A 26,305-nucleotide genomic window follows, 5' to 3' on the forward strand; every position below is an offset into this window, starting at 1 on the left:
AGCTACTGCCAACTGATTCTTCGCTGACATGGGGAGGCACCGGCATGTCCACCGATCGCACACTGGGTTCAAAATCCAACCCATCCAAATTCGACTGTTATCCTGACCTTGCCAATGACGAACCCTATTTTGTCATTCGCGCGGATGATCCGCTTTCCAACGCGCTTGTAGAGCTGCACGCTTATATTGGTGCCGGCCAGTCCGGCGCGGCACACAACAAGCTGGCGGAGATTATGGAGCTAACGCGTGACAAGCCACCGCGGCCGTCTGACAGCCCGAAATATCGCGAGACCTTCGCGATATCCTCGTCCATGGAAAAATGGCGGGAAGGCTGATGCCGCAAGTTGACTTCATTTTCGATTTTGGAAGCCCGAATGCTTATCTGGCTCACAAGCTGGTGGCGGGGATTGAACGTCGCACCGGCGTCACGTTCACCTACAAGCCTTGCCTGTTGGGCGGGATATTCAAGTCCACAGGCAATCAGGCACCCATGCTGGCCTTTGCGGGTGTAAAGGGAAAGCTGGAATACGACATGCTTGAATTCCAGCGCTTTATCGACCGGCACGAACTGACGAAATTCAATTTCAATCCGAATTTCCCGATCAACACATTGCCGCTGATGCGCGGCGCGGTGGCGATGGAAATGAAAGGTCAGGCCGACTTGCGCCGCTATGTTGACGCCATCCTGACATTTATGTGGGAAGCGCCGAGAAATCTGAATGATAGCGAAGTGCTGGCGCAGACCTGGACGGATGCCGGATACGACGCGGATGATATGGCGGCACTGATCCAATCGCCTGAAGTCAAAAAGGGATTGATGGAAAATACGGCTGCTGCCGTTGAGCGGGGCGTGTTTGGCATTCCAACCTTCTTTGTCGGGGATGAAATGTTCTTCGGAAAAGATCGCCTCGATCAGGTCGAGGAAGAGATCAGAAAGCAGGGTCCATGAACGGCGCGTGTCTGGTCGTAGGGGCAGGCGATGATACGGGTTCGGCCATCGCTCATGCTTTCGCAGAAAAAGGCCTGACTGCCTGCGTGGTTCGTCGGCCACGGCATCTCGACAAGTTGGAACAGCTAGTCGCCGATATTGAAGTCAAAGGCGGTAAGGCGCGCGCCTTCGGCATGGATGCACGCGAAGAAGACGAGATGGTCAATCTCATCAGCACGATCGAGGCCGAGGTCGGCCCAATCGAAGTTGCGGTTTTCAATATCGGCGCAAATGTCCGGTTCGGCATTCGTGAAACCACATCGCGTGTTTATCGCAAGGTCTGGGAGATGGCGGCGTTCGCGGGTTTCCTGATGGGCCGTGAAGTCGCCGGGCCGATGCTGGACAGGGGCCGGGGCACTATTTTGTTTACCGGGGCCACGGCCAGCCTGCGGGGTGGAAAGGTCTATTCCGCTTTTGCGGGGGCCAAGTTTGCGCTTCGTGCGCTGGCGCAATCCATGGCGCGTGAACTAGGCCCCCGAAACATCCATGTTGCCCATGTCGTCGTGGATGGCATGATCGATTCCAGTTTTATTCGGGATAACGTCCCGGGCGTTGATGGATTGCGCGCGGAGGATCGAATTCTCTCGCCAGCCGCGATTGCTCAAAACTATGTCATGTTGCACGAGCAGCCGCGCTCGGCCTGGACCCACGAGTTGGATCTCAGGCCATGGGCGGAAACCTGGTGAAACCTAGGGGCGGCTTTTGACGCGCACCGGGACGGGCTGATGCAGAGGATAGGCGCGAGCCAGGTTCAGATAGTCCCCTGCGCGCTCCGCAATCTTCTGAGCTTCCGCGACGCCTTCGGATTTCAAGAGGCGCGCTTGTTGCGCCAGCATTTGACCGAGTTCGAAAAGTTGGCGGCGGTTTGAGCCGTTCATATCAATCTCCCTTAACTGAAACATTGTACGGCCAAACACCGAAGTTGGATCAGTTCGGACGGGCGATCATGCCGGAATTATCTGTGGCGTTGCGCCATCCAGCGCCGCCAGCGCGAACGGATCAGCCAGAACGCCGGAATGATCAGGATCAACCAGGGTAGAATAGCCGCTGTGAGTCGGATTACGGTCGCGAGCCCGCGTGAGGCAATGCTCAGGAAATCGTTGATCGCTGCCGTTATCGGGTTTGTTGTAGAAGGCGTAAACGGCACCGCTTCCGATCGATAATTGATGGTCAGAAGCGACATGGAAACGCGCCGCTCCAGATAGCGCAGGCGCGAGGTAGCGCTTTCGATTTCAGTCTGCACACGCGCGAGCTCGCGCTCGACCCGGATCAATTCTTCGACGCTCGCCTCGTCTGTTTCCAGCAAAAGGATCAATCGATCTCGTAATGCAGTCTGGCCAGTGAGACGCGCGCGCGTATCCAGAATGGGAGCGGACAAATCTTCGGCCGAAGTGGTCTCCGACAAAAGCCGGCCACCGGCGGCCTCGGCATCCTCACTTATTCGCGCCCGAAATTCGGTCAGCCAGGCAGGCGTTGCGCGCAGCGACAATTGCCCGCTGGACCGATCAGCGGATTGGGTCGACACCTGAGCATTGATGATCTGGCACACGTTCGGCCCCGCATCCTCGCAGACTTGGCGATGAAGCTGGAAAAGCGCTTCCAGGTTGTCCGATGGCGTCTCGACCGCCATGCCGTAAGCGTAGGCAAGGAATCCTGGATTTTCATCCTCGGGTGCCTCGGCTTGTCCGTCTTGAACGCCGCCAACAAGCTGAACAGGTTCGACAGAACCAAACTCGGAGCTAACCAGCCTAGAGCCAGTAACAACAATACCATCATCAAAGGCGGGTTCAGCGACATAGTCCACTGATCCTCGATCAGCCCCACAAGCTGTTAGAATGAGTCCAGCGCCCGCTATAGCGGCGATACGTTTGATCATGTCCTGTCTCCCGTTCCCATCCCGTTGATTGAAGGCACCGATGACGGCAAGATCAAGGCGTTTTAGTGCCGGGCTTGAGCCAGGGTTTTAACTCGCCCAGCCAGTTTCTTTGAGCGGCGGCCCTGGCCCGGTAATCGAGATCATACTCCGCGACCAGAACGGATTCGTCTGCACCAGCTGCAGCTAGAAGTTCACCTTCCGGCCCGGCGATCACCGAATGTCCGCCATAGGCAGTATCGCCCTCGACGCCGCAGCGATTGGCCAGAATGGAATAGACAGAGTTCTGCATGGCCAGAATCCGCATCTCCCAGGCAAACAAGTCCAGGGGCTCCCCTGCCAGATTACAGGTCGGCGTTGCAATGATCTCGGCACCTTGAAGCGCGCTCGCACGATAGCTTTCCGGGAAATGCCGGTCATAGCAAATGACGACGCCGACGCGCCCGGCCGATGTGTCGTAAACATCGAAGCCGCTTCCGGAGGCATAATAGTCTTTCTCCCAGAACTTTTCGAACTGCGCGATGTGCACCATTTTCGAGATGCCTATCAGCGTCCCATCGGCCTCGAAGACAGGTGAGGCGTCAAAGCGTCGGCCGTCTTTTTCCTGAAAATAAATGTTCGCCACAGTGACGATTCCATTGGATTTGGCCATCTTGCCAAGTTCGTTGAGTGCCGGGTTTTCATCAGTCATCGCATAGGCGCTGGCGTTATTGCCGCGCGCCACGGGGAAAAAGGGCGACAGCTGAATTTCCGGAAACACGGCGACCTTGGCACCCTTCGCAGCCGCCTTTGCCAACATTTGGCGGGCCGTTTCCAGATTGGCGTCGATGTCCGGAGACGATGCATGTTGCAGCGCGGCGAGTTTGGGCATTTTCCCTCCCTTTCGGAACGTCAGGCAAGACACTATATCCAGCGGTGGATTTCGGTTATATGCGCCGCAACATGACCAGCAGTCAGGATAATTCCATGCGTTTGAAAATGATGAAATCGAAGTTGCATCGCGCGACCGTAACGGAAGCAGATCTTCACTATGAAGGTTCGATATCGGTTGATCGCGATTTTCTCGACGCATCCGGCATCCTGCCCTATGAGCAGGTCGATGTTTTGAACATCAATAATGGCTCCCGCTTCACGACGTATACAATTCCGGCACCTCGCGGTTCACGGAAGTTCGGAATCAATGGCGCAGCCGCGCGTCTCGCCCAGGTCGGCGACAGGATCATAGTGGTCGCTTATGCAGAAATGGACGCGGTGGAGGCCGAACGCCATGAGCCGGGCGTACTTGTGTTTGATGAACACAATCATCCGCTGCAAACGCCTGAAGCGGCTTAAGAATTTCTATAATTTCACGGTGTATTCGATTCCGGCAATTGGGTTCCGGAGCATGCGCTGGTGGCATTTAGTGTCGATAAATCCATTATTGACCCGCCGGGTATTTTCCAGGCGGTTTTGCATGGGCCGAACATCTTTTCGGTCAGCCTCGATAATGCGAGAACCCTTGTGCGGCGTTTCGAAACCGCGCCCTTGAACGGCGTAATAATCGATTATTCCGATGCCATTCTCGGCCACTCAATGAGGGAGTTCCACGAGATTGCCTCGGTATTTGCCAAAGGGCTGCCGAAAGGAATGCCGTTTGCCTACGTGTTTGGGGCCCAACAACTGGCGCATGTTATGTATATGACGCGGCTGTTGCATGCGGGCGGCCTCATGGTGAAAGCCCATGCATCGCAGGAGGACGCAAACGCATGGATTTTCCCGCTCGCCGAAGCCCGCCGCGCAGAGCGGGAACGCGCCGCCTAATCCTCGATCGCGTACACGCCATTAATAGTGACCGACACCGTCAATTGACCGGCCGCAACCGGTGTCGATGCGTCGAAACTTTCTGTGCGGGCCAGCATGGCGCGCGGTTGAGGCGAGAAGCCGCCTGACTCGGAGAATTCGATCAATCCGCCCAATTCGATGCCCAGAGCCGTGGCGTAAAGGTCAGCGGTCTGCCGCAATGCCGCAACGGCGCGCCTTCGCGCCTCATTCCGGGCCGCGGAATCGTCTTCAAGGCCGAACGTCACTCCCTGGATGTTGTTTGCACCGGATGACACCAGTGCATCGATCGTTCCACCCAGATTATCAAGGTCGTCGACGCGGGCCGTAACCATGTTCGTCACCTGATATCCTGTAATGCGTCGGCTCTCGCCGGACGAATAATTCGACCATACCGGATTAACCTGAAGATTAGACGTCTGGACGTCCTGCCTTTCAATCCCGGCGCGATCCAGTGCGGAAAAGACAGAGGCCATCAATCGTGAATTGGCATTCAAGGCTTCAGCCGCGGTTCGGCCTTCGCTGACGACGCCGGATTGGACCATCGCAAGGTCGGGGGCGGCCTGAACTTCACCTGTGGCGCTGAGTGACAAACGGCCCGGCTCCTCCTGAGCAAATGCAGGCGTGGAAAGTGCAAGAAAAACAGAACTGGCAAGCAAGGTTGAGCGGATCATTTGAACCTCTTTGATTTGACGTTGGTGGACCGTCTAGCCGGGTGATACGGCGGTAGTACGGCACCGCCATAAATCCCCCATTCATTTTGCGGTGAACCGTTTTCGCACGCCTGCGTACCCCTTGATGTCTCCCAACCCATCAAGAGGTAAAATCATGTTCTTCAAAAGTATTCTTGCAGCATCGGCCGCAACGCTGGCGCTTGCCGGTACCGCGAGTGCACAAAACTATGTTTCGGTTTCCGGCGGCTTCAATCTGCAGGCCGACAGCGGCAATTCTGGCGCTTTGACCCGCGACTTCGTGACCGGTAATGGCGTGGCGGTTCCGGCTGGAACGACGCTGTCGCAGGGCACACCTATTGCCTGGAACACCGAATTTGGCACGGGTGGTTTTTTCTCTGGCGCTATTGGCCGGGAAGTCATCGAAAATGTCCGTCTGGAGTTCGAAATCGCTTACTCGAGCGCCGATGTCGACACCCACACTAATGTCACCGCCGGCGGGAACAGCATTGATGCGGCTGATGCTGCGGTTCTGATCACGGGCAGCGCGCCGCTGGGTGTGACTGTGGGCGCAGCCGTGGCTGATGGCCGGGGCGACATCTCCACGCTCAGCTATGCGGTGAATGGCTTTTATGACATTCCGCTGGAAATGTTCACCGCTTATGTCGGCGCTGGCGTCGGTCTGGCGGAAGTCGAAGTCAATTACGCACCTTTCGGCATCGCAATCATCCAGGACACGGAATCGGTAGGTCTGTTTCAGGTGATGGCTGGCGCCTCCTATCCGTTGAATGATACGACGGATTTGTTTGGTGGCTATCGGTTCCGGATGGCCGGCGATGCCGGCACAAACTCCGTGCTTTTCCCGACCAGCCTGGATGTTGAAAATAACGCGCACGTCTTCGAGTTTGGCGTCCGCTTCAACTTTTAAATCGGACGCTTCCGGCTACACAAAAGCGCCCGGCATATTTTGGCGGGCGCTTTTTTATTTACAGCATTCCCGGCTTGGCGCGGGGCAGGGCATTCCGTATGTGTTTGTGCGCCGGTTTGGGGGCCTGTAGCTCAACTGGTTAGAGCTGGCGGCTCATAACCGCTAGGTTGGGGGTTCGAGTCCCTCCGGGCCCACCATTTTTCTCTTCCCTAAAACCGGTGCCGCACCGTCAGGCGCGCATTTAACGGCTCACCTGTTGTGATGTTGTCGTTTGAATGCGCGTCAGGGAAATAATCTTCATCCAGCAGATTTTCGATATTCAGCTGCAAGCGCGTGTCCTCGCTGACATCATAAAAAACGCCAGCATCAAATCGGATATAGCTGGGCACTTCGACCGCATTGTCCTCGCGGACGAAAAACGCGTCCTGATAGGTTGCACCGCCGCCAATGGAGAGGCGGTTAGTCAGCCGGTATTGGGTCCAGACCGAAAGCATATGCTCGGGCGTTTGCCGGGGCCGGTTGCCGTTATTGGCTCCGCCTTCAATCTCGCCATCGAGATAGCTGTATCCTGCGCTGATGAACCAGTCGTCCGTCAGTTCCCCTACAAGCTCGAGTTCAAACCCGTCTGTGGTGCTGCCGGGCACGGTCGTCACAATGGACGCATCATCCGGATCAACGCTCGTAAACAGGCCGCGTTCCAGCCGGAAAGCGGAGGCGGTGAAGCTTAGCGCGGGCGAAATATCCCATTTGAACCCGATTTCCTGATTTTCAAAAACTTGCGGTCTGATGTCTTCAGTCGTGGTCGACAGCGTCAGGAATTGGTCGCCCGAGCTGGGCAGGAAAGCCTCTGAATAGCTGGCATAAATCGAAATGTTTTCAGCCGGCTTGTAGATGAGTCCAAGACGCGGAGAGATTTCATTATCGTCGCGCGCACGGCGGCCATTGTCCGTTGGCGAAATGGCGCGCCGGTCCAGGACCGAAACATCAAATTGATCAAACCGCAGACCGGCGATCAGCTTGAAATTCTCGGTGAGATCTATCTGGTTCTGCACATAAGCCGAGACAAAACTGACATCACTCGTCCGATCACGAGCCGGCACGGAATAGGTGAAAGCGGGGATGATCAGCGGATCAGTGAAAGGGATGACAATCTGATCATCATTGCTGGCCGGAAACAGTGTGTCATTGCGCGCATTGTCGGTTTGCTGATCGCCATATTCCAGACCGAACAGGACGGTGTGGCCTACAGAGCCGGTATTGAACTCTCCGATCAGATTGCCTTGGACAATCAGATTCTGGCGGGCGGTGGTGTCGAGATATCCATCCAGTCGAACGGTATTCGGTGTGACCGAGGCATCGAATCCGGCCGGATAGATATTCTGGTACAGCTTGTCGTAATCGGCATATTGAACGGTGGCGTTGCCCCGCAGCGTATCCGAGAATTCGTGATCAATGCGGGCTCTCAGAATATGGGCCTCCAGCGTGGTGAAACTCTGATCCGGTGACCCGAAAAATGTTTGATTGAAGCCCTCCAGCGGCCGGTCCGGCCCACCCGCTACACTGACGGAAGGCACGCCGCGGTCGACGACACGATCGTCATTCAAATACTCATAATAGAAAACCGCCCGGGTTTGCGGAGAGAATTCAATGCCAAGCGTTGGATTGATCCCGAATCGGGTCCCGTCGAACTGATCACGGTGATTGTTCAAACCTTCGCCAAAGAGGTTCAACCGCGTGGCGGCGGCCGGACCCAGGTCCACATTGGTATCGACGCTGGTGAGATAGGCACCAAATGTGTCCGCACCGGCAGTCAGCGTTGTGAACTGATCGCCGATCAAAGGCGATTTGGTCACGCGGTTGATGACGCCGCCCCCGCCTCCTCGCCCGAACAGCAGTGCATTAGATCCGCGCAACACCTCAATTTGATCCAGATTATAAAGCGGGCGGTAATACTGAACATCGTCGCGAATACCATTCAGGAAGAAATCTGCCGTTGTCTGATTGCCGCGAATATTGATGGAATCGCGATGTCCTTCACCCTGGCTGATCGACAGGCCGGGTGTGTAGCGCAACAGATCTCCGAGGCTGGTAAAAGCCTGGTTTTCGATCTGTTCAGCCGAGACAATGGACAGGCTTTGCGGGACATCAACAATTGGCGTTGGTGTCTTCACGGCATTGATCTGATCAAGCGACAGATATCGGCCGATCACTGTGATGGTATCCTGTTCGGGGAAGGGGACGCCTTGCGTTTCCAACGTCTCCGAATCTGCATGCGCGCTAATAGCCAGCCCTGCGGCGATGGCCGTGGCGATAATCATTGCCCGATCCCCCGATCGTTATTGATAATGAGTTGCAGCTATATAGGCGCGAGACTCAATTACAACCGGGCAAGGCACAAACAAATTGTCGCAGAGCGAATACGCCCTGCGACAATCCGTTTACGTCATGCTTGGGAGCCAGATGGCGATATCCACCCGCCGCTACAGCAGTCTTATTCCGCGCTGAAAGGCAGCGAGGAGTGGTGAAGAACGATGCGCAACTCACCGTCGTCGCCACGCACATAGCCGAAGCTGTATTCAACTTTCACTTCATTGCCTTCAGTCGTTGTGAAGAAGTAATTGCCCATGGCCACGGCGCTGTCGGCATCGATAAGCGTGCCTTCGTTTTCCCAACGCACATTGGTGTACGGCGCAATGGCGAAGCCATTGTCTTCAGCAATCGAGCCGCCGACGAAGTAGGACAGGGCTTCGTCAAACGTGCCGCGGAACTGGTCGTCAGAAGCCAGGGTCGGCTTGAACAAGACGTCATGCGAACCGTAAGCATAGAAGCGTTCGATGTGAGCAGCAGCCGCCGCTTCATAGTCTTCGTTTGCGGTATAAGCTGCGCCGATTGCGACAATGCCTTCGCCCCAGGCTTGCTGAGCAGCATTTACTTCGGCTTCGGTGATGGTGTCATAAGCAGCCGCGCCGGAAGCAAGAAGAACCGAGCCGGCGAGAGCGGCGGAAACTGTGATCGTTTTCATTTGTATCTATCCTTTTGAACCCGTGCGTTTGTCTGCACGAGGGCTGAGATAAGGACCGCCCTGCCGATTACCAATTGAATATGCGGCGCTGATTAATTGCTTTTGGGAATGAATAGGTCGAAGCTGCAAGAATGCGTCCGACCCTTCGTCAGCTCGAATATTTTGTCGCTGTCGCCGACGCGTTGGCGTTCGGTCCGGCTGCGCAAAAACTCGCCGTTACGCAACCCAGCCTGTCAAAACAACTCGCGAGCATGGAGGTTGAACTTGGTGTCCGGCTATTCGAGCGGACGTCCAGATCGGTGCGGCTGACCGCTGCCGGTGAACAATTGCTCGGCGAGGCCAAGGAATTACTGGACGCGGCATCAGCTTTCAAAAACAAGGCGCGCCGACTTGGCCGCAAAGCCGGGCAGCGATTCAAGGCCGGCGCATTGCCATCAATTGGTGCCTATCTATTGCCGCGCTTTATGGAGCGGCTGCGAGGTGAACGGTATGACACACGCTTTAGCGTCCGCGAAGGCGTGGCCGCTGAGCTCCTGGCTAAATTGGCAGACGGCGAATTCGATTTTGTTGTCGCATCAGAAAGCAAGGTAAGTGGCCTGGTGTCCCGCCATTTATTCGATGAATCGCTCTGGATCAGTAGCCATCCGGGAGATCCGTTGATGGCACCCAACCTGCCGGTCCGGCTTGAAGAGCTGGCAGGTCGGACGCTCATCACCGTTGGTCCTGACTTCTATCTTTCAGACGTTGCGCACGATCTTGCCGCCCTCGCCAAAGCAACTGTGAGCGACGAATATCAAGGCGCAAGCCTCGATGCCGTTCGCAGAATGGCTGACAGTGGAGCAGGAATTGCCGTTCTGCCAAGCCTGTATGCGCTCGGCGAGGCCGTGCGTGATCCGGCTTTTGCTGTACGGCGCATAGATCACGTAAAGGCGTCACATCCGGTATTCCTGCACTGGCGGAGGTCGAACCCGGATCCTGAATTGTTCAACTGGCTCGGTGACGAACTTGTCTTCGAGGCGCAAAACATCCGCCGCGAGCAGGGCGAAATATTTGTCCCAGAAAAACCAGCTAGGTAAGTAAGTGCCGATCCGCACTCTATGTTATAACATAACACAACATCATGAAAAAACTGTGTTTTCTGACTTGCTAGTGGCCGCGTGCGGCATACCTGCTTCTGCGATAATTAAACAATGGGGATATGGCTGAAATCAAATCGGCCAAAGGAGAGGTCATCATGAAAACGCTTTTGCTTGCAGGCGCGAGCCTGGCCCTTGCGGGCACCGCTGCCGCTCAGGATTACAGCTATTCCGGTGAGACGGGGCCTGCGAACTGGGGCGGTGTCTGTGCCACCGGAATTCAGCAATCCCCGATCGATCTGAACGGTGCCGTAGAAGCTGAAGGTATTATGCCAGCACTGGCATGGCACACGGCCGATTCGGTTGAATTGACCCGCAATAGCCTGAACTTCACAGCAAACACCGATGCCGGCACGCTTATCCTGAACGGTGTGCGCTATGATCTCATTCAGTTCCACTTCCATTCGCTCAGCGAGCACACGGTTGATGGTGAAGCCTATCCGCTGGAAGTGCACTTTGTGCACGCGTCTGAAGACGGCAATTTGGCCGTTGTTGGAGTCTTCTATGAGGAAGGCGACGAGAATCCCGAGCTGACCGCTTTGTGGAATGCAATCCCGGCCGCGGGCGAAACCGGCATGGTAGAAAATCTGGATCTCACCAACTTCCTGCCGGGTGACATGGATGGTTTCCGCTATTCCGGTTCCCTGACGACACCGCCTTGCTCGGAGGTTGTCGCCTGGACCGTATTGTCAGAGCCACTAGAAGCCTCAGCCGAACAGATCGAGGCTTATCAGGGCCTGTTTGGCGATACTGCCCGGCCAACCCTTCCGCACAATCGCCGTTTCGTGCTGGAAAACGACTAATCCTGCATTCGATCGATGGAATGAGAGGCTGTCCTGGAAACGGGGCAGCCTTTTTTCAAACTTCAGCACGTTTCGGTTGCGGACTTCGTTCGACCGTATAGCTTGGAAAAACAGGTCAGGCTGATTGGGATGAGTTTGCAATGCGTAAAGCGACCGGTTTTGCGGCGTTAGCCTTTTTGTATGTCAACTCCGGTGCCGCTTTGGCTGACCCACCGGTCCTTGGCGGGTTGGCAGATGTGACCGCACAGGAAAGCGAGGTCCAGGGCGCCGGCGTACTCTTTCCCTTGTTCTCCAATGTCACGGTCGGTGCGACCAATTCGCTTCAGGGCGGGTCATTTGCCTATTATGGCCTGGCCCAGGGCGATTTCATTTATTTCCGGACGCTTGAGGGGTCTGATCTCCAATTCCGGACTGCATTCTCGCGCGTTGAAATATATCGGGGAAATACGCGGCTTGGATTCTGGCAGCCGCAAAGCATTGATGGCCTGGATGGAATTACCATTGAGGCGGATATCACCCCGGAAACCCTCCAGGAAATAATTCGATCGATTCATCTGTTTCACCAGCCTGATCCTCCGGTCGAACAGCGCCGGATTTTCTTGCGGGTGACGGATGCCGAAGGCGAGTTTTCGAGCGAGGGAACGACGATTGGATTCGGTGAAGCATCAGCGACACCCCCCTTCGAGACACCGGCCGGATATGCTGTAGGTGATCCCGCTCTTGGCGATCTCGACAATGACGGCGATCTCGACATGGTCCTCGGGCGCAACGGTGCCGTTTTTGATTATTTCGAGAATACGGGCTCAGTCTCCAGTCCTACTTTTGTCCAGCGCTCCGGTGCAGCTAATCCATTCGATGGCATCGACCTCGGCTTACGCGGCCGTGCAGCGCTCGGCGACCTGGATAATGACGGTGATTTGGATTTCATTGCCGGTGATCACACCGGACTTGTGGAGGTGTATCTGAATACAGGCAGTCAGGCGGCAGCTGTCTTCGAACGGCTGGATACGCCGGATGGCACTCTGCACGGCCAGGATTTTGGCGATCTCGCCGAACCGCATATTGCGGATTTTTCCGGCGATGGCCTGCCGGATGTCACGGTCGGGACGCTAGACGGGAATATTCGCTATTTTCTCAATACAACGCAGAACGCAACGCTCAGCTTTGCGGAGCATACCGGCGCAGCCAATCCGTTCGAGGCCGTTGAGGAGTCAGGACGTGCCGGTCCATCACTGACCAGTTTCGACTTCGATGGTGACGGCGATCTTGAATTGCTTGTTGCGTGGCAGAGTGGCGGCGCATTGAGTTACTTCGAAAACACGGGAACTGCGGCATCGCCTCTGTTTGTCGATAATACGGGATTCGGTCCGCAATCACGATTTGGGAATTTTGGTGATGCGGGCCTCGCAGTCGCCGATCTCAATCAGGATTCTCTCTTGGACCTCGTCGCGGCCCGTTTCTTCTCAGGCATGGCGTATCATCCTGGGTCCAATACGGTTCCGCGTGACCCGTCTCTATTGCTGACGATTATTCCAGAAAATGATCCACCTCGAGGTGGGAATGTACTTGTCAGGATCAATGAAGACGCTGGCCCCTTCGACTTAGGAACCAGCCTCAGAGGGGTTATTGTCGACAATGAGGGCGACGCATGGGATTTCGAAAGCGTAGATCTGTCGAATACGAATGGCGCTGTCGTCTTTAACAGCACGACTTTCACGTATGATCCCGAGCCGTTTTACCAACGTCTCGGCCGGTTTGAACAGGAAACGGATTCATTGACCTATACGGTCACGGACACGAATGGAGCCAGTTCAACATTTACGATGAGCATCCAGGTGCCCGGCGCAAATGATCCGATGACGGCCAATGATGACCGTATAGAAATCAGCGAGGACGGCCCGGCATTGGAGTTTATTCCACTGGTTCTGGCCAACGATTCAGATCCGGACGAAAATGATCGCTTGAACTACCGGTTTGACAATACGACCGGCTTGCGCGGGCTTATTGAATTCCGGTCCGACGGCGTCGTAAACGGCCGCGTTTACGATCCAAATGGAGCCTTCGAAACCCTTGCTCTGGGAGAAAGCGATGTCGATCGCTTTACCTACACGGTGCGAGACAGCGGCTCGACGACCAGCGACCAAAACGATCAGACCGCAAATGTGGAAATGATCATAATTGGCGCCAATGATCGCCCCGTTGCCGACGATGACAGCGTGGACGTCGCGCTCTGGGATGCCGAGCGAAATATCACCAACGAGCTGCTCGATGGCGACAGTGATATCGACAATGACGCCGTGATTGCCATAACTGCGATCGATGCGACCAGCGCGCGAGGCACGGTCCGGTTCGAGAACGGTCAGGTTTTCTATTCACCGGGGGCAGGTTTTGTCGAACTGATCAATGGAGGAACGTCCACCGACCGGTTCGTCTACACGCTTTCTGATGAGCATGGAGCCTTTGATACCGCGACTGTTACGGTGAACGTATCGAATGGGCCTTTGCTCAGGTCTGCTGTTCTGCCAACCACGCGGTCCGGCGTCGTTGGAGGAGATGTCTTCACCGCGTTCGCAACCGTGTTGAATGGTCCAGGTGATCAAGCCGATGGTTGCCGGATATCGGTTGATCCGGGCGCTCCTGTGTCCATGACCTATCGCCAGGTGGACGCGGCAAACCAGCCGATCGGTGCGCCAGACCCGGTATTCAGCATTCCGGCCAATGCTCAACGCTCATTCGTGTTGGCTTTCACACCGCAAACGCCAACGACCGGAGCCGGCGTGGATTTGCCGGTCCGTTTTTCCTGCGACGAAGGAAGCGCGCCTGTCTTTGAGGGGGTCAACACATTGTTGGTCTCCATCTCGGCGACGCCCATTGCCGATGTCATTGCGATCGGTGCGACCCCCACAAGTGACGGCGTCCTGCGCGTACCAGCGAACGGTGGACGACAGGCAATGGCGGCGGCGGCTATAAATATTGGTGCTCCAGAGACACTCAATGTGAGCCTCGATAACGGCTTTGGTATGATCCCTAGCTCCTTCACGCTTTGCCAGACCGACGAAAATGGTGTGTGTCTCGCGCCACGGGCGCCCGGCGTGGACGTCAACATGGCGGCCGATCCCGCGCTATTCTCTATTCTGGCTGTGGACAGCGATGGCGATCAAACGACAGTCCCGGATGACCCTGCGAATGCAAGACTGTATTTGCGCTTCCGGGATGCGGCAGGTCAGACGCGTGGATTGACGAGCGTCGGCTATACGACAGGACCATTCGGCCTGCTCGATTCAACGCAAGACACAGGGCCTTATGGTGTTTGGCAGGGTACTTTGGCGGTCGACTCTGGCCAGGGCAATAATGGGCGGAGCCTTCTTGTGGCGCTCCCCGGAAATCGCCTGATGCTGATCAATCGCAATAGTGTCGGCCTGATTGACTATTCGCCCGGCATCTTTAATGCCCGGCGCAGGAATTTGGATGGAACCTATTCGCTGGTAACAGCATCAGGCCAGGCCACGACCGGCAACGTGAATGGGTTCTGGTTCCCGGGGCGGCAAATCCAGCTTCAGTTGGTCGACCAATCTGGCAGTTTTTCTGTTTTCACGGGCACGATTGATCAGCGCTCATTCACCGCGCCGATTGATCTTTCATCACCTCAGCTGTTGGCGTTTGGGGAAGCAGCGGCCGCGCAGGGCGTTGCTCAATGGGAGGCAACAGCGACTGTAAGCAACCTTATCAGTCTGACCTATACGAACCCTGTGACAGGCAATGATTGTAGCTTGAGCGGTAATATTCAGATGGCATCTGTCGCGCTCGCCGAGTTGGCGACTTATGTGTTGAGCAAGGAAAGCTGTGCGGATGCCGGCGATGGAGAAACCGCCTTTGCCATTATCTATCAGCAACCGGATGAGAATGGTGTTCTGCGCTTGCGCCTTGCCTATATTTCTGGCGACCGCGCTTTCTATTCGGTTTTGCGTTAGCCAGCGCTAATCGCGGCCACCGACCCTATAATCCCGCGTCGCTTCTGCCATCAGCGCGTCTTGCGTCCACGGGATTTCACGCAACTCCATGGCTACGAACTCATCTGCCTGGTCGGCATAATGCGGTGAGGTTCCGTTCAATGTAGCGGAGCCAAATTGATGGATGGCACGGCTGCGCAAATTTCCGTTGGCATCCCATTCCACGGCCATGATGTAGGTGTCCCCGGCAACGCCGTGAAATTGTCCTTCTGCGTTCAACTCTGTGCAGCCACAGTAAATCGCCCGGAGTATGTCAGGGCCGCCATCAACAGGCTCATGGAATTCGCCGCGCACATGGCGGTTCACATCACCCCATGGCGGATCAAGCCGGCCATGATGGGACATCAAGTCGTCAGCCGAGGCACGCAGTGCCTCTGCCGGATCACACGTCCAGGGCCTCAAATCATGCCTGTTCTCTATACATTTGATGGCCGTGAGCACGCCCAGCGCAGCGGATGTATCGAAAATGTCAGTAGAGAAGTCCCACGCCTCAAGCACTCGCTGAGCATCGAACATCAGCTGGTCGTCGCCAAAGTCCTGCGCCAGTAATTCACTTACGAGCCGCGCCACGGGTGAGTTCGCCGCATAATGAAGGTCGAACTTGTGGCCGAGCAAATCGGTCCCGGTGATAACTGTATCATCCTCGAGAAGCTGGAAAAGGCGTTGTCCGCGATTGGTCATTTCGCGCTCGATCCCAAAACTGGCCGGGAAATCGTCTGGATCGAGGTCGTCATCGCGGGCCGTTGCCCGGAACGGGGTGTTATTGGCGTTCGCGACAAAGCCCGAAGGCGGATCAATCACGATCGGCAGGTCAGAAAGTGGTGCATACTCTGTCCAGATCAGCTCAGAACGGTCTCCCGGCAAATATTCGCGCCAATCATACCCCGCCGCCCTTACCGGCATGCGTGCGTTGTAAACATAGGCGATATGCCCCTCCCGGTCGGCATAGACCGTGTTGAGACTGGTCACAGCCTGCATCTCCATGGCCGCCATCCAGTCTTCGAAGGATTCCGCGCGGTTCATACGGTACCATTGTTCGGCGGCGCGGATTTCATCAAAGCCGGAATAGCGAATGGCATAGGTGCCATGGGGACGCCGGACGACCGGGCCATGCGCTGACCACAAAAGCTCGCGATTGAAGACCCAGGAAAACGGTCCGAACAGGCGCACGCGCAAGTCTGCTGTGCCGGTTTCGAAATCCACCCATTCGCCATCGAGGCGATATTGGTTTTCGTCCTCCGGATTTATCTCCAGCACATAGATATCCGCGAGATCCGGATGGTTGACCGTGTGGGCCCAGCCGAGATCGGCGTTATGTCCGTGCAGGACCAGGGGCGCCCCGGGAAACGTACCGCCGGCCGCATCCCAACCCTCTTCGCTTTGCACGCGGATTTCATACCAGGCGACGGGCCCAGTGAAAGGTTGATGCGAATTGATGATCAGGCGTGTTGCACCACCCTCGGAACGTGATGGCGCTACAGCGATCGCGTTGGAGCCCAGCTCAGGGTTTTCTCCGTCTATCAATTGCCAGGCGGCTTCATCTTCGCCGATCGAGATGGTTCTCTGTCGCGTTTCTGCAAACAATTCGCCGAGATCGGCATCCAGACCATACATAAAGGGGGTTCGCAAAACGAAGCCCGCGACCACATCCTCGCCGGTGACCGGCAGTGCCCCGTAGCGCACGCGGCCAGGATTTTCCAGCGCCCAGGCGTTAAAGCCAGTGGCATAGGCTTCCAGGAGATCGCGCGTATCTTGGGCAAGATCGCTCTCATATTGTTCGGCAACCGTCTCGCGGACCCGCAGGAGCTGCACGATATAATCGGTCGGGGCAGCATCCTGACCATCATACAGCGCAAGCGTTCCGCGCGCCGCCAGCAGTGTGCTCTCGATGGTTTCCCAATCATCCTCAGCATGAGCCCAGGCAAGGCCGAAGCCGACGTCCGCATCGGTTTCACCGGAAATATGCGGCACTCCGTAGGCATCCCGGATTATGCGGGCGGAATAGCGGGCGGCCTCGGCCCGGATGATATCCTCGTCCGGGCTAGGCGGAGCGGGCGTCCAGGCCAGGGTTGCCAGTCCGAGTATCGCCACGACCAGAACACTGCCGATGATCTTGAATGCCAGTTTCATAGATTGTCTCCCCGCCGTCAGAATAACGCATTGACTTCAAACGTCAGCCGTCAATCTCTCTGCGTTGGATGCGATTGGTTAGCGGCACATTCGGTTGTTCGGTGACAGTGATGAAATTGTCGTATTCCCACGCTAAGCGGAACACAGACGAGTGTAGGCGATCAAAATGCAAGATCTGGACGACATACCATCCAATCCGAGACCAGCTGCCGGTGCAGCGACCATCAGCGAGATTATTGAAAAACGCCTGAGCCGCCGCGGATTTCTGGGTGGAATGGCAGCTGTGTCAGGTTTAGCGCTTTCAGGGTGTGCGCTGAACACATTCCGATCAGAGAATGGGGCCGCGCCCGCATTCGGATTTGAGGAAATCGCGAGGGGAAGCGATCCGACTCATCATGTGCCCCTTGGATACCAGGCCGACATTGTGATCCGCTGGGGTGACGCGTTATTTGAGGATAGCCCGGCCTTCGATCCGCAGTGCCAGTCTGAAACAGCACAATTGCGTCAGTTCGGTTTCAATAATGACTATGTTGGCTTCATACCCCTTCCGGATGACCTTGAAGGCACGCGGGGGCTGCTATGTGTCAATCATGAATATGTTTCAAGCGAGATGATGCAGCCGGGAATTTCCGAGCGGGGCCGCGATCAGATGACCCGTGAAGAATGTCTGACCGAGATGGCAGCTCACGGCGGAACGATCGTCGAAATCCGGCAAACGCCGGATGGTTGGCAGCCCGTTATCGGGTCGCCCTACAATCGGCGGATCACCGCTCATGCGACGCCGTTGGAAATATCCGGGCCTGCGGCAGGATCGCCGCGGCTTGTGACGGCTGAGGACCCGGAAGGGCGGACCGTTTCCGGAACGGTAAATAATTGTGCTGGCGGCACAACGCCGTGGGGCACGTATTTGATGGCGGAAGAGAACTTCAACAATATTTTCCTCGGCGAGCTTCCCGATGGGCATCCCGAGACGGTCAATCACGAGCGTTATGGCGTACCGTCCAGCCGCTATGTCTGGGGTCAGCATTTCGATCGCTATAATGTCGCGCTGGAACCGAACGAGCCAAACCGTTTCGGCTGGATTGTTGAAGTTGATCCGTTAGACCCGGAATCGATCCCAAAGAAGCGAACCGCTCTGGGCCGGTTCAAACATGAGGGTGCAGAAAGCGTTGTCGCGCCGGATGGCCGCGTCGTGCTCTATTCAGGAGACGACCAGCGGTTTGATTACGTCTACAAATTCGTCACCGCCCGCCGGTTCAATCCGGACGATCGTTCTGCCAATCTCGACCTGCTCGATGAAGGCACGCTTTTTGTCGCTCGATTTGAAGACAGCGGTGATGTGAATTGGATGCCGCTAACATTCGGGGAGGGTCCCCTCACGTCCGGCAACGGTTTCAGCTCGCAAGCGGATGTGCTGATAGAAGCGCGGCGGGCCGCAGACCTTCTCGGCGCAACGCCCATGGACCGGCCTGAGGACGTCGAACCGGACGCCCGGAGCGGCAAGGTCTGGGTCATGCTCACCAACAATTCACGGCGATCGGAAGAACAGGTGGATGCGGCAAACCCAAGAGCCGAGAACCGTTTTGGTCATGTCATTGAAATCACCGAACCGGATGGCGACTTCACCTCAACGCGCTCGCGCTGGGACATTCTCGTGCGCTGTGGCGATCCGGAAAACCCGGAATTTGGCGCGACGTGGAACCCGTTGACCAGCCCGGACGGATGGTTTGGCAGCCCGGACAATTGCGCCGTGGATCCGCAAGGCCGCCTCTGGATTGCCACCGACGGCAATGAATGGACGGGGAATGCAACGGACGGTTTGTGGGCCATGGAAACAACGGGCGAGCGCCGGGGAACGGGTCGGGCCTTCTTTCGAGCGCCAGTTGGCGCGGAAGTCTGCGGACCGAAATTCACACCCGATGGCGAAACCCTGTTTCTTGCCATCCAGCATCCGGGCGACGGGAGGGGAGCGTCTTTCGAGGCACCGGCAACCCGTTGGCCCGATTTTCGGGATGATATGCCGGCGCGCTCTTCTATTGTTGCCATCCGTAAACAAGGCGGCGGCGTCGTCGGAAGTTAATTATCAAGACTCAGGCAGAAGCGGCCAGCCACACAATATAAGCACCATAAAGGCCCAGCAGCAGCGCGCCTTCGCGCCGGTCGATGCGCTGCCCGGTAAAAGCAAACAGGATCAGCATTGCCGTTGCTGCAAGCATCACCCAGACGTCTTCACGCAGGACGCGATCGGCAACATCGAGGGGACTAACCAGCGCCGCTGCACCCAGAATACCTGCGGCATTGAAGATGTTGGAACCGATGACATTGCCGAACGCAACATCGCCCTGACGGCGGATGGCGGCAGCGATCGTTGCGGCCAGCTCGGGCAATGAGGTGCCAAAAGCAACAATCGTTAGCCCGATTACGGCTTCGGAAATCTGCGCGTTTTCGGCCAATGTGACAGCGCCGCTCACCAGAAAACGTGCGCCCAGAAGAACGCCAGTCAGTCCGGCGACAAAGAAGCCGGCGGCCAAAACCCAGTTTTCCGGCGCGTTTGTACTGGCGGCTTCTGCCTCGTGAAGCGCGCCAGCCTTATCGCCCCGCCGGCGGTCGAGCACATAGCTTAGTAAGACATAGAGCAACAGCCCACCTACAAGCAGGGCGCCCCAGCCAATAGGGAGGGGTGAATAGAATAGGAACAAGATTGCGGCAGATGTCGCCAATCCAAGCGCCAGGCCGTCGCGCAACAGAGCTTCGCGGACAGCTAGAATCGGGCGGATAAGCGCGCCAACGCCAAGGATCAGCAGGATATTTGCGGTATTGGATCCAACCACATTTCCCACGGCAACATCAGTCGCGCCAGAAAATTGTGCCTGCAAGCTGGCCGAAAGTTCCGGCACCGATGTTCCAAACCCCACTAGCACCAGCCCGACAAACATGGGCGAAAGATTGAGCTTGTTGGCAATACCCACAGCGCCCCGGACGAGCGCATCTCCCCCGAATGCCAGCAAGGCTATGCCGCCGAGGATGAGAAGCGCGGCCATCATGATGTTGACTTGGGCGGATCAGGTTTTTTGTAGAACTCGCTATCGCGCCAGACCTCGAGGCCGAATTTTGCCAGCACGCTGCCGACCGCCACCATTGGAAGGGCCAGTAAAGCACCTAGCAATCCAAACAAGGCACCACCGACCAGCAAACCTGCCATGATCCAGAGGGGGTGGAGTTTCAACTGGCCGCCGACAAGGCGTGGTGCAAGCCAGACAGTTTCGAGTATCTGCGCCACGCCATAGATCGCGACCACAGCAAGAATAGGCCAGAGCGTGTCGTACTGGCTGACGGCCACCAGTAGGGCCAGTGAAAACATGACCAGATTGCCGACAACCGGGATTATGGCCGATAGGCCGGTCAGAATGCCGATCGCGACCGAATAATTCAGGCCGATCGCAGCGAGCGCAGCCGCGTGATAGATAGCTTGCACCAAAATGACGAGGCTCTGGCCACGGACATATCGTGAAAGCTGGACATTGGTTTCCCGTACGATCCGGCGTAGCTCGTCGGAGTAACGGCGGGGTGGCAGGTTGCTGATCGTTTCGGAAATGCCTGGCCAGTCCTTGAGGAAGAAAAACAAGGCAACTGGTGTCAAGAACGCCAGCAAGACACCGGAGATAGCGTTCGATACCGAACCGGCGATGCGTGCGCTGATCGTCCGCCAGGGATTTTCCTCGCCCATTATGGATTGCATGGAGATGGCCGGCATCTCAAGGCCGAAACCTTCGGCGATTGCGCCTGCGCTCGTGAGCGCATTGTCCAACAGGGTGGGCAAACGAGCGATAAGATCGCGGCCTTCGATGATGACAATGGGTGTGATGGCCACGACCGGTCCGGCAATAACAATCACCGATAGCAAGGTCGATAACAGCGCGGCCAGACTTCTAGGAGCCCCAAGCTTGCACATGCGCTTGGTCAACGGCTCGAGAATCACAGCCAGAAACGCCGCGATCAGAAAAGGTAGGAGAACAGCGCCCGCAGCCCGCAAGGCCCAGGCAATCGCAAGAATTGCGATCAGGCCAAAGACGAACCGGGCATCAATCGTTAGCTTCATATATCAGGCGTTACCGCCCAATAGCTGTTTTCGCAAGCCGGGCTTGTCGACCTTTTCGGTCCCGCCACGCGGCAAGGGCTCGTTGAAATGCCAAAGGTGCTCCGGCCGTTTAAACGCGGCCAGATCGCCTTCCAGGAAGTCGTTGAGCTCATCTAGCGTGATATCAATCCCTGGCTTTGTATAGATCGCGGCTCCGACAGCCTCACCCAAGCGGGCATCCGGTACAGCGAAGACAGCCGCCTCGATAATTCGCGGATGCTTGACCAGCGCGGCTTCGACCTCGAGACAGGCTACATTCTCGCCGCCCCGGACAATCATGTCCTTGAGCCGGTCCACGATAGTAACGAAACCTTCTTCATCCATTGTGCCAACATCGCCCGATTTGAACCAGCCATCCGGTGTCAGGGCTTTTTCGGTTTCCTCAGGCAGGTTGAGATAACCCGCGAATACGCCAGGGGTCTTGATCCAGACTTCGCCGGGTTCACCCGTTGACACGTCCTTGCCATCGGATCCAACAATTCGAACATCCGTTAATGGAGGTACCGCGCGGCCGCAAGAACCTGGCTTGCTTTGATAGTCCAGAAGGCCGTTGTAAGTGCCGAGCGCGCTGGTTTCAGACAGGCCATAACCCGTTGAAGAGTATGAAGATTTAAAACTTTCGGCGAGGCGCTTCACATGGCTGGCCGGCCTTTTGGCACCTCCTGCCGATAAGTCGGTTAGCGTATCCAGACTCTCGCCCATGGCTTCTGCCGCCAGCATCAGCTCGTGCGACATGGTCGGCACGCCAACAAAATTAGTGATCTTCTCTTCCTTGATCAGGCGCACCGCTTCTTCTGGCTTCCAGGCCCGCATCAAAACCATTTTCCGGCCCAGAATGATCGACAACATGAAGACCGGGTGGGTACCGGTAACATGGAACAGGGGCACCGACAAAAGTATGGCAAGATCACCGGCGGCCTCTGCCATCTTGCCGCCTTTTTCGGTTTCCTTGGCGGCAGCCATAACGAAGGCAAAAGACAGGATAACCGACCAGGCTCCACGATGCGTCAACATCACGCCTTTGGGATCACCTGTAGATCCTGACGTGTACATGATGCTCATCAGGTCATCGGCTTCGACGGCTCCCGCGGGCGGGTCTTCGTTGAGGCCATCATCCCGGACCGAAGCCCAGCTCCGGTCTTGCCCGTCAAATTCGCCAGTCCCGCAAATGAGTTTCAGGCCAAGCTTGTCTTTCAGCGTCAGGAATTTCGGCGATTGCTCTGAATCAACCAGCAGGATTTTCGCGCCACAATCTTTCAATGCGAATTCCATCTCGCTGGGCGTCCACCAGCCATTCAGGGGAACGATCACCGCACCGGTCAGCGTAGTGCCCAGATAGGTGGCCATCCATTCTGGCGTGTTCCTTGTGGCGGTTGCGACCATGTCGCCTTTCTTCACACCCAACTTGACGAGACCAGCCGCGAAAGAGCGGGCTTCCCGCGCCAGATCGCCGAAGGTCCAGCGCACATCGCCATGCACCACCGCGATTTTGTCGGCGTGCATATCGCACATGAACAACAGACCATCTGTGTTATTCGGCGCATTCTTGAAGACGCGGAACGTGGCGCCACGGATCTCGGCTTCACCCACTTCAAAAAACGGATTTGTGCCCATTAATTTGAGAGCAGATTCCATAATCTCGTCGCGGGTCGGGGCGGGAAGGCGATCAGCCATCTTTTTGACGTCCTCTAAGCAATTTCAAACAGGCCGGCGGCACCCATGCCACCACCCACGCACATGGTGCAAACGACATATTTCGCGCCCCGTCGTTTGCCTTCGATGAGGGCATGGCCCACCATCCGCGCGCCTGACATGCCGTAGGGGTGGCCGATCGAAATCGCGCCGCCATTGACGTTCAGGTTTTCGTTCGGAATGCCGAGATGATCGCGGCAGTAGAGCACCTGAACGGCAAAAGCTTCGTTCAGCTCCCACAGATCTATGTCATCCATGCTCAGGCCATTGGCCTTGAGCAGTTTCGGAACGGCGTGGATCGGACCGATGCCCATTTCATCCGGATCAAGCCCGGCCACCGCAATGCCGCGATAAATTCCGAGCGGTTGCAGACCGCGCTTTTCAGCCTCCTTGGCTTCCATCAGCACTGAGGCAGAGGCACCATCGGAAAGCTGAGAGGCATTGCCTGCCGTTATGAATTTGCCTTCCTGAATGACCTGTCCATTGGCAAACACCGGGTTCAGCGATTGAAGGCCTTCCAGCGTGGTGGACGGGCGATTGCCTTCATCCTTATCCAGGGTCACCTCCTGGATGGTGATCTCTTTGGTTTCCTTGTTGAAGACGCCCATTTGTGAGGCCAGCGGCACGATCTCATCATTGAATTTACCGGCTTCCTGCGCGGCGGCGGTGCGCTGCTGGCTTTGCAGGGCATATTCGTCTTGCACGTCGCGCGAAACGCCATACCGGTCGGCGACAATCTCGGCGGTTTCCAGCATCGACATGTAAAGCGAGGGGATGTTTTCTTGAATCCACGGATCAGCGGCGCGATTGAGGTTCATCTTGTCGTTCTGAACCAGCGAGATGGATTCCAGACCACCGCCAACGGTCACCGTCATGCCATCCACGATGATCTGCTTGGCAGCCGTGGCAATTGCCATCATGCCCGAGGCGCATTGGCGATCCATTGATTGCCCTGCCACACCGGTCGGCAGACCGGCCCGGATAAGACATTGGCGCGCCGTATTCTGTCCGGTCGAGCCCTGCTGCATGGCCGCGCCCATAACGACATCGTCAATCTCTGCCGGATCAACACCCGATCGTTCAACGGCGTTCTTGATGGCATGGCCGCCCAATTCTTGCGCTTGAGTATTATTGAAAGCACCGCGATAGGCCTTGCCGATCGGTGTGCGGGCGGTGGATACGATTACGGCTTCGCGCATACTGTCCTCCCCGGGATGAACGCTGTTCACTTTGGATGATTGCCGATTGCAGGGACTACGTCGAGCCCTGAGAATCGCCAAATTCAGTCAGGTTATTTCTCGGCTTTGTACCAGACCATCTGCTGCGTGGTCGCGAGCAGTTTCCCGGATCGGGACCAGATTCGGGCATGCTGGTCATAAAACCCGCCGCCGCCACGTCCGGCATAGGCGTCTATGAACACATAATCTGCGCCGACGTTGGAATAATCCTCGGCGGAGGCATGCAGATATACGCTCATGGAAACCGTCGAGAGCGGAACGAATCGCTTTGCCGTGAAGAAAACCCGCGGGGTGGGGGTATCGGCCAGGCAGACCAGACCAATCGGATCCAGCGGTCGATCTTTCGCAAACCGCACCCAGAGCGCATTTCTGGTGGAATCTGAGTTGAAGAAATCGGTGTTCAATGCGGGGCGGATTTCGATCCGCTCACCCCAGGTGCGCGGAGGTTGGAAGCGTTCGCAGTCCTGTGGCGGTGGCGCATCCGGCATCTCACCCTCAGTCCACTCCAGAGTGTCGCGTCTTTTGCTGAAGACACCCGTGGCCCGCAAGGCCGGAGAGGGCGCATCGCCTTGCTTGATCGAGGCGGCCCAGAATTCTGTTGATTTTCCCACGCGGTGGCAGATAGCAGAGACCTCAATCGGATCTTCGGTCATGCCGGTCAGGAAATCGGCAGTGATCGAGATCAACTCTGGTCCTTCGCCAACCGACTGCTGCATACCTTGCGCGAGCAAAGCAGCGCCGACCCCGCCGAAGGGGCCAATCTTATTCTGGTAGTCCGCCGTGATCTCCCCGTCATAGCGCGCGCGGCCAGGTGCGACATCGACCGACGTCAAGTTAATCGCCCGATCAAAGCTGTGCGGCGCGTCAGCCAAGGGACACGCCGAAATGCTTGGCGGCAGCCGTGATGAATTTAATCGTCTGGCCAGACCCGTCGGTAAACATCTCCTGTCCTTGTGGATCGAGAATGCGGTTGAAATTCTCGGCCACGCCCTCCGGTGTTTGTTCTGATGGCGGCAGATAGATGCCGGGCGTTTCATATATCCGCGTGGCGGCATATCCGCCGGCGCCGGCACACAGAATGGTGCGTTCTGGAGCCTCTTCGCTGACCAGATAGGCCAATCCGGCAGAAACGCTTTCGACCGTCATCAAATCCAAAGCGGCCGGTGGCAGCAGGCCTTCCGTCATGCGCGTCGCCGCAGTCGGTGAGAGCGTGTTGACGCGAATGTCGGTCTTTTTGCCTTCCAGGCTCAGCACATTCATCAGGCCCACCAGACCCATCTTGGCGGCACCATAATTCGACTGACCGAAATTGCCGTAAATGCCAGAGGACGAGCTTGTCATGGCGATGCGGCCATAGCCGCGCTCCTTCATGTGATCCCAGACAGCTTTCGTGCAGGTCACTGAACCCATCAGATGGACATTCAGGACCAATTCGAAATCCTCGAGCGTCATCTTGGAAAAGGATTTATCCCGCAATATTCCGGCATTGTTCACCAGGATGTCTACCGCCCCGAAGGCCAGAATGGCCTGGTCGACCATGTCGGCGACTTCATCAGGTTTGGTGACGTTCGCCCCATGAGCGATCGCCTTGCCGCCCTTTTCGGTAATTTCCTTCACCACAGCCTCGGCGGTTTCAGATGAGGCGCCCGAGCCATCAATGCTGCCGCCAAGATCGTTCACGACAATATTGGCGCCGCGTTCTGCCAGCAAAAGCGCATGGCTGCGCCCTAAACCATTGCCAGCTCCAGTGATGATGGCGGTCCGCCCGTCAAATCGGATCATATGACTACTCCCCAACCTCAGGATAGACACTAGCGGGGCACCAGGTGACGGCTAGGTCTGCCAGCCAGTTTCGCTG

At 56.7% G+C, this 26,305-nt stretch carries 23 protein-coding genes and 1 tRNA gene; 11 read left to right on the forward strand and 13 right to left on the reverse strand.

Annotated elements, in window-relative coordinates; genetic code table 11:
* The first annotated feature begins 44 nt into the window (after positions 1-44).
* Genes ACO079_RS13550 through ACO079_RS13560 form a run of 3 tightly spaced genes read left to right on the forward strand, consistent with a single transcriptional unit; the run spans position 45 to position 1,674 of the window.
* Entirely contained in the window at positions 45-335 is a 291-nt protein-coding gene (locus tag ACO079_RS13550; protein WP_421790779.1) for an aspartate decarboxylase, read from the forward strand.
* The gene (locus ACO079_RS13555; protein WP_421790780.1) at positions 335-949 is read left to right on the forward strand and encodes a 2-hydroxychromene-2-carboxylate isomerase; all 615 of its coding nucleotides are present in this window, start codon (positions 335-337) and stop codon (positions 947-949) included. The genes ACO079_RS13550 and ACO079_RS13555 overlap by 1 nt, the downstream gene beginning before the upstream one ends.
* On the forward strand, positions 946-1,674 hold the full coding sequence (locus tag ACO079_RS13560) for an SDR family oxidoreductase (protein WP_421790781.1): 729 nt from the start codon (positions 946-948) through the stop codon (positions 1,672-1,674). The genes ACO079_RS13555 and ACO079_RS13560 overlap by 4 nt, the downstream gene beginning before the upstream one ends.
* 3 nt (positions 1,675-1,677) lie before the next feature.
* Here the strand turns inward: ACO079_RS13560 and ACO079_RS13565 are convergent, their stop codons facing one another.
* The 3 genes from ACO079_RS13565 to ACO079_RS13575 form a co-directional block, all read right to left on the reverse strand.
* Positions 1,678-1,866 (reverse strand): hypothetical protein, encoded by a 189-nt coding sequence (locus ACO079_RS13565; RefSeq protein ID WP_421790783.1) that lies wholly within the window; start codon positions 1,864-1,866, stop codon positions 1,678-1,680.
* Positions 1,867-1,943: 77 nt separating this feature from the next.
* A complete protein-coding gene (locus ACO079_RS13570) occupies positions 1,944-2,864 on the reverse strand; it encodes a DUF4349 domain-containing protein (protein ID WP_421790784.1) in 921 nt (306 codons plus the stop codon).
* Between the two features lie 52 nt (positions 2,865-2,916).
* Entirely contained in the window at positions 2,917-3,732 is an 816-nt protein-coding gene (locus tag ACO079_RS13575) for a carbon-nitrogen hydrolase family protein (protein WP_421790786.1), read from the reverse strand.
* A 95-nt stretch (positions 3,733-3,827) separates the two neighbouring features.
* Between ACO079_RS13575 and panD the strand changes: the two genes are divergently transcribed.
* Positions 3,828-4,193: an aspartate 1-decarboxylase gene (gene panD, locus ACO079_RS13580; RefSeq protein WP_421790788.1), complete on the forward strand. Its 366-nt coding sequence runs from the start codon at positions 3,828-3,830 to the stop codon at positions 4,191-4,193.
* A gap of 60 nt (positions 4,194-4,253) precedes the next feature.
* Positions 4,254-4,661 (forward strand): hypothetical protein, encoded by a 408-nt coding sequence (locus tag ACO079_RS13585; RefSeq protein ID WP_421790789.1) that lies wholly within the window; start codon positions 4,254-4,256, stop codon positions 4,659-4,661.
* Here ACO079_RS13585 and ACO079_RS13590 read toward each other — a convergent pair.
* The gene (locus tag ACO079_RS13590) at positions 4,658-5,353 is read right to left on the reverse strand and encodes an SIMPL domain-containing protein (RefSeq protein WP_421790791.1); all 696 of its coding nucleotides are present in this window, start codon (positions 5,351-5,353) and stop codon (positions 4,658-4,660) included. The genes ACO079_RS13585 and ACO079_RS13590 overlap by 4 nt on opposite strands.
* Positions 5,354-5,507: 154 nt before the next feature.
* Between ACO079_RS13590 and ACO079_RS13595 the strand changes: the two genes are divergently transcribed.
* Together ACO079_RS13595 and ACO079_RS13600 are read left to right on the forward strand one after the other, a co-directional pair.
* Positions 5,508-6,278 (forward strand): outer membrane protein, encoded by a 771-nt coding sequence (locus ACO079_RS13595; protein ID WP_421790793.1) that lies wholly within the window; start codon positions 5,508-5,510, stop codon positions 6,276-6,278.
* Between the two features lie 120 nt (positions 6,279-6,398).
* A tRNA-Ile gene (locus ACO079_RS13600) sits at positions 6,399-6,475 on the forward strand.
* A 12-nt stretch (positions 6,476-6,487) separates the two neighbouring features.
* Here ACO079_RS13600 and ACO079_RS13605 read toward each other — a convergent pair.
* Together ACO079_RS13605 and ACO079_RS13610 are read right to left on the reverse strand one after the other, a co-directional pair.
* Entirely contained in the window at positions 6,488-8,596 is a 2,109-nt protein-coding gene (locus ACO079_RS13605) for a TonB-dependent receptor (protein ID WP_421790794.1), read from the reverse strand.
* Positions 8,597-8,769: 173 nt separating this feature from the next.
* Positions 8,770-9,300 carry a phosphoribosyl-AMP cyclohydrolase gene (locus tag ACO079_RS13610; protein ID WP_421790796.1) on the reverse strand — a complete coding sequence of 177 codons (531 nt, stop codon included), beginning with the start codon at positions 9,298-9,300 and terminating at the stop codon, positions 8,770-8,772.
* A gap of 131 nt (positions 9,301-9,431) precedes the next feature.
* On the opposite strand from ACO079_RS13610, the gene ACO079_RS13615 reads away from it, so the two are divergent.
* The 3 genes from ACO079_RS13615 to ACO079_RS13625 all read left to right on the forward strand — a co-directional run bounded on the left by ACO079_RS13615 (position 9,432) and on the right by ACO079_RS13625 (position 15,210).
* A complete protein-coding gene (locus ACO079_RS13615) occupies positions 9,432-10,376 on the forward strand; it encodes a LysR family transcriptional regulator (RefSeq protein WP_421790798.1) in 945 nt (314 codons plus the stop codon).
* Positions 10,377-10,534: 158 nt separating this feature from the next.
* A complete protein-coding gene (locus ACO079_RS13620; RefSeq protein WP_421790800.1) occupies positions 10,535-11,239 on the forward strand; it encodes a carbonic anhydrase in 705 nt (234 codons plus the stop codon).
* A gap of 140 nt (positions 11,240-11,379) precedes the next feature.
* Positions 11,380-15,210, forward strand: coding sequence for an Ig-like domain-containing protein (locus tag ACO079_RS13625; RefSeq protein WP_421790801.1), 3,831 nt, complete (start codon positions 11,380-11,382; stop codon positions 15,208-15,210).
* Positions 15,211-15,216: 6 nt separating this feature from the next.
* Here ACO079_RS13625 and ACO079_RS13630 read toward each other — a convergent pair whose 3' ends face one another.
* The gene (locus ACO079_RS13630) at positions 15,217-17,379 is read right to left on the reverse strand and encodes an acylase (RefSeq protein WP_421790802.1); all 2,163 of its coding nucleotides are present in this window, start codon (positions 17,377-17,379) and stop codon (positions 15,217-15,219) included.
* 166 nt (positions 17,380-17,545) lie between these two features.
* Between ACO079_RS13630 and ACO079_RS13635 the strand changes: the two genes are divergently transcribed.
* Positions 17,546-19,459 (forward strand): PhoX family protein, encoded by a 1,914-nt coding sequence (locus ACO079_RS13635; protein WP_421790804.1) that lies wholly within the window; start codon positions 17,546-17,548, stop codon positions 19,457-19,459.
* Between the two features lie 10 nt (positions 19,460-19,469).
* On the opposite strand, the gene ACO079_RS13640 is transcribed toward ACO079_RS13635, so the two are convergent.
* The 6 genes from ACO079_RS13640 to ACO079_RS13665 form a co-directional block, all read right to left on the reverse strand.
* Positions 19,470-20,423 (reverse strand): calcium/sodium antiporter, encoded by a 954-nt coding sequence (locus ACO079_RS13640; protein WP_421790806.1) that lies wholly within the window; start codon positions 20,421-20,423, stop codon positions 19,470-19,472.
* The gene (locus ACO079_RS13645; RefSeq protein ID WP_421790808.1) at positions 20,420-21,478 is read right to left on the reverse strand and encodes an AI-2E family transporter; all 1,059 of its coding nucleotides are present in this window, start codon (positions 21,476-21,478) and stop codon (positions 20,420-20,422) included. The genes ACO079_RS13640 and ACO079_RS13645 overlap by 4 nt, the downstream gene beginning before the upstream one ends.
* 3 nt (positions 21,479-21,481) lie before the next feature.
* Positions 21,482-23,191 carry a class I adenylate-forming enzyme family protein gene (locus ACO079_RS13650; RefSeq protein WP_421790809.1) on the reverse strand — a complete coding sequence of 570 codons (1,710 nt, stop codon included), beginning with the start codon at positions 23,189-23,191 and terminating at the stop codon, positions 21,482-21,484.
* A 14-nt stretch (positions 23,192-23,205) separates the two neighbouring features.
* On the reverse strand, positions 23,206-24,408 hold the full coding sequence (locus ACO079_RS13655; RefSeq protein WP_421790810.1) for an acetyl-CoA C-acyltransferase: 1,203 nt from the start codon (positions 24,406-24,408) through the stop codon (positions 23,206-23,208).
* 92 nt (positions 24,409-24,500) lie between these two features.
* Positions 24,501-25,319, reverse strand: a complete 819-nt coding sequence (locus ACO079_RS13660) for an acyl-CoA thioesterase (RefSeq protein ID WP_421790812.1) — start codon at positions 25,317-25,319, stop codon at positions 24,501-24,503.
* Entirely contained in the window at positions 25,312-26,229 is a 918-nt protein-coding gene (locus ACO079_RS13665) for an SDR family NAD(P)-dependent oxidoreductase (RefSeq protein WP_421790814.1), read from the reverse strand. The genes ACO079_RS13660 and ACO079_RS13665 overlap by 8 nt, the downstream gene beginning before the upstream one ends.
* Positions 26,230-26,305: the final 76 nt, after the last annotated feature.

It is taken from the genome of Hyphobacterium sp. (genome assembly GCF_965228115.1).
Taxonomy (GTDB): Bacteria; Pseudomonadota; Alphaproteobacteria; order Caulobacterales; family Maricaulaceae; genus Hyphobacterium.

Coding starts and splice junctions, on each gene's coding strand:
- ACO079_RS13560 (WP_421790781.1), top strand. CDS start 946: ATGAACGGCGCGTGTCTGGTCGTAGGGGCAGGCGATGATACGGGTTCG.
- ACO079_RS13570 (WP_421790784.1), bottom strand. CDS start 2,864: ATGATCAAACGTATCGCCGCTATAGCGGGCGCTGGACTCATTCTAACA.
- ACO079_RS13665 (WP_421790814.1), bottom strand. CDS start 26,229: ATGATCCGATTTGACGGGCGGACCGCCATCATCACTGGAGCTGGCAAT.
- ACO079_RS13650 (WP_421790809.1), bottom strand. CDS start 23,191: ATGGCTGATCGCCTTCCCGCCCCGACCCGCGACGAGATTATGGAATCT.
- ACO079_RS13565 (WP_421790783.1), bottom strand. CDS start 1,866: ATGAACGGCTCAAACCGCCGCCAACTTTTCGAACTCGGTCAAATGCTG.
- ACO079_RS13590 (WP_421790791.1), bottom strand. CDS start 5,353: ATGATCCGCTCAACCTTGCTTGCCAGTTCTGTTTTTCTTGCACTTTCC.
- ACO079_RS13655 (WP_421790810.1), bottom strand. CDS start 24,408: ATGCGCGAAGCCGTAATCGTATCCACCGCCCGCACACCGATCGGCAAG.
- ACO079_RS13555 (WP_421790780.1), top strand. CDS start 335: ATGCCGCAAGTTGACTTCATTTTCGATTTTGGAAGCCCGAATGCTTAT.
- ACO079_RS13610 (WP_421790796.1), bottom strand. CDS start 9,300: ATGAAAACGATCACAGTTTCCGCCGCTCTCGCCGGCTCGGTTCTTCTT.
- ACO079_RS13630 (WP_421790802.1), bottom strand. CDS start 17,379: ATGAAACTGGCATTCAAGATCATCGGCAGTGTTCTGGTCGTGGCGATA.
- panD (WP_421790788.1), top strand. CDS start 3,828: ATGCGTTTGAAAATGATGAAATCGAAGTTGCATCGCGCGACCGTAACG.
- ACO079_RS13640 (WP_421790806.1), bottom strand. CDS start 20,423: ATGATGGCCGCGCTTCTCATCCTCGGCGGCATAGCCTTGCTGGCATTC.
- ACO079_RS13550 (WP_421790779.1), top strand. CDS start 45: ATGTCCACCGATCGCACACTGGGTTCAAAATCCAACCCATCCAAATTC.
- ACO079_RS13605 (WP_421790794.1), bottom strand. CDS start 8,596: ATGATTATCGCCACGGCCATCGCCGCAGGGCTGGCTATTAGCGCGCAT.
- ACO079_RS13575 (WP_421790786.1), bottom strand. CDS start 3,732: ATGCCCAAACTCGCCGCGCTGCAACATGCATCGTCTCCGGACATCGAC.
- ACO079_RS13620 (WP_421790800.1), top strand. CDS start 10,535: ATGAAAACGCTTTTGCTTGCAGGCGCGAGCCTGGCCCTTGCGGGCACC.
- ACO079_RS13595 (WP_421790793.1), top strand. CDS start 5,508: ATGTTCTTCAAAAGTATTCTTGCAGCATCGGCCGCAACGCTGGCGCTT.
- ACO079_RS13635 (WP_421790804.1), top strand. CDS start 17,546: ATGCAAGATCTGGACGACATACCATCCAATCCGAGACCAGCTGCCGGT.
- ACO079_RS13615 (WP_421790798.1), top strand. CDS start 9,432: ATGCGTCCGACCCTTCGTCAGCTCGAATATTTTGTCGCTGTCGCCGAC.
- ACO079_RS13625 (WP_421790801.1), top strand. CDS start 11,380: ATGCGTAAAGCGACCGGTTTTGCGGCGTTAGCCTTTTTGTATGTCAAC.
- ACO079_RS13645 (WP_421790808.1), bottom strand. CDS start 21,478: ATGAAGCTAACGATTGATGCCCGGTTCGTCTTTGGCCTGATCGCAATT.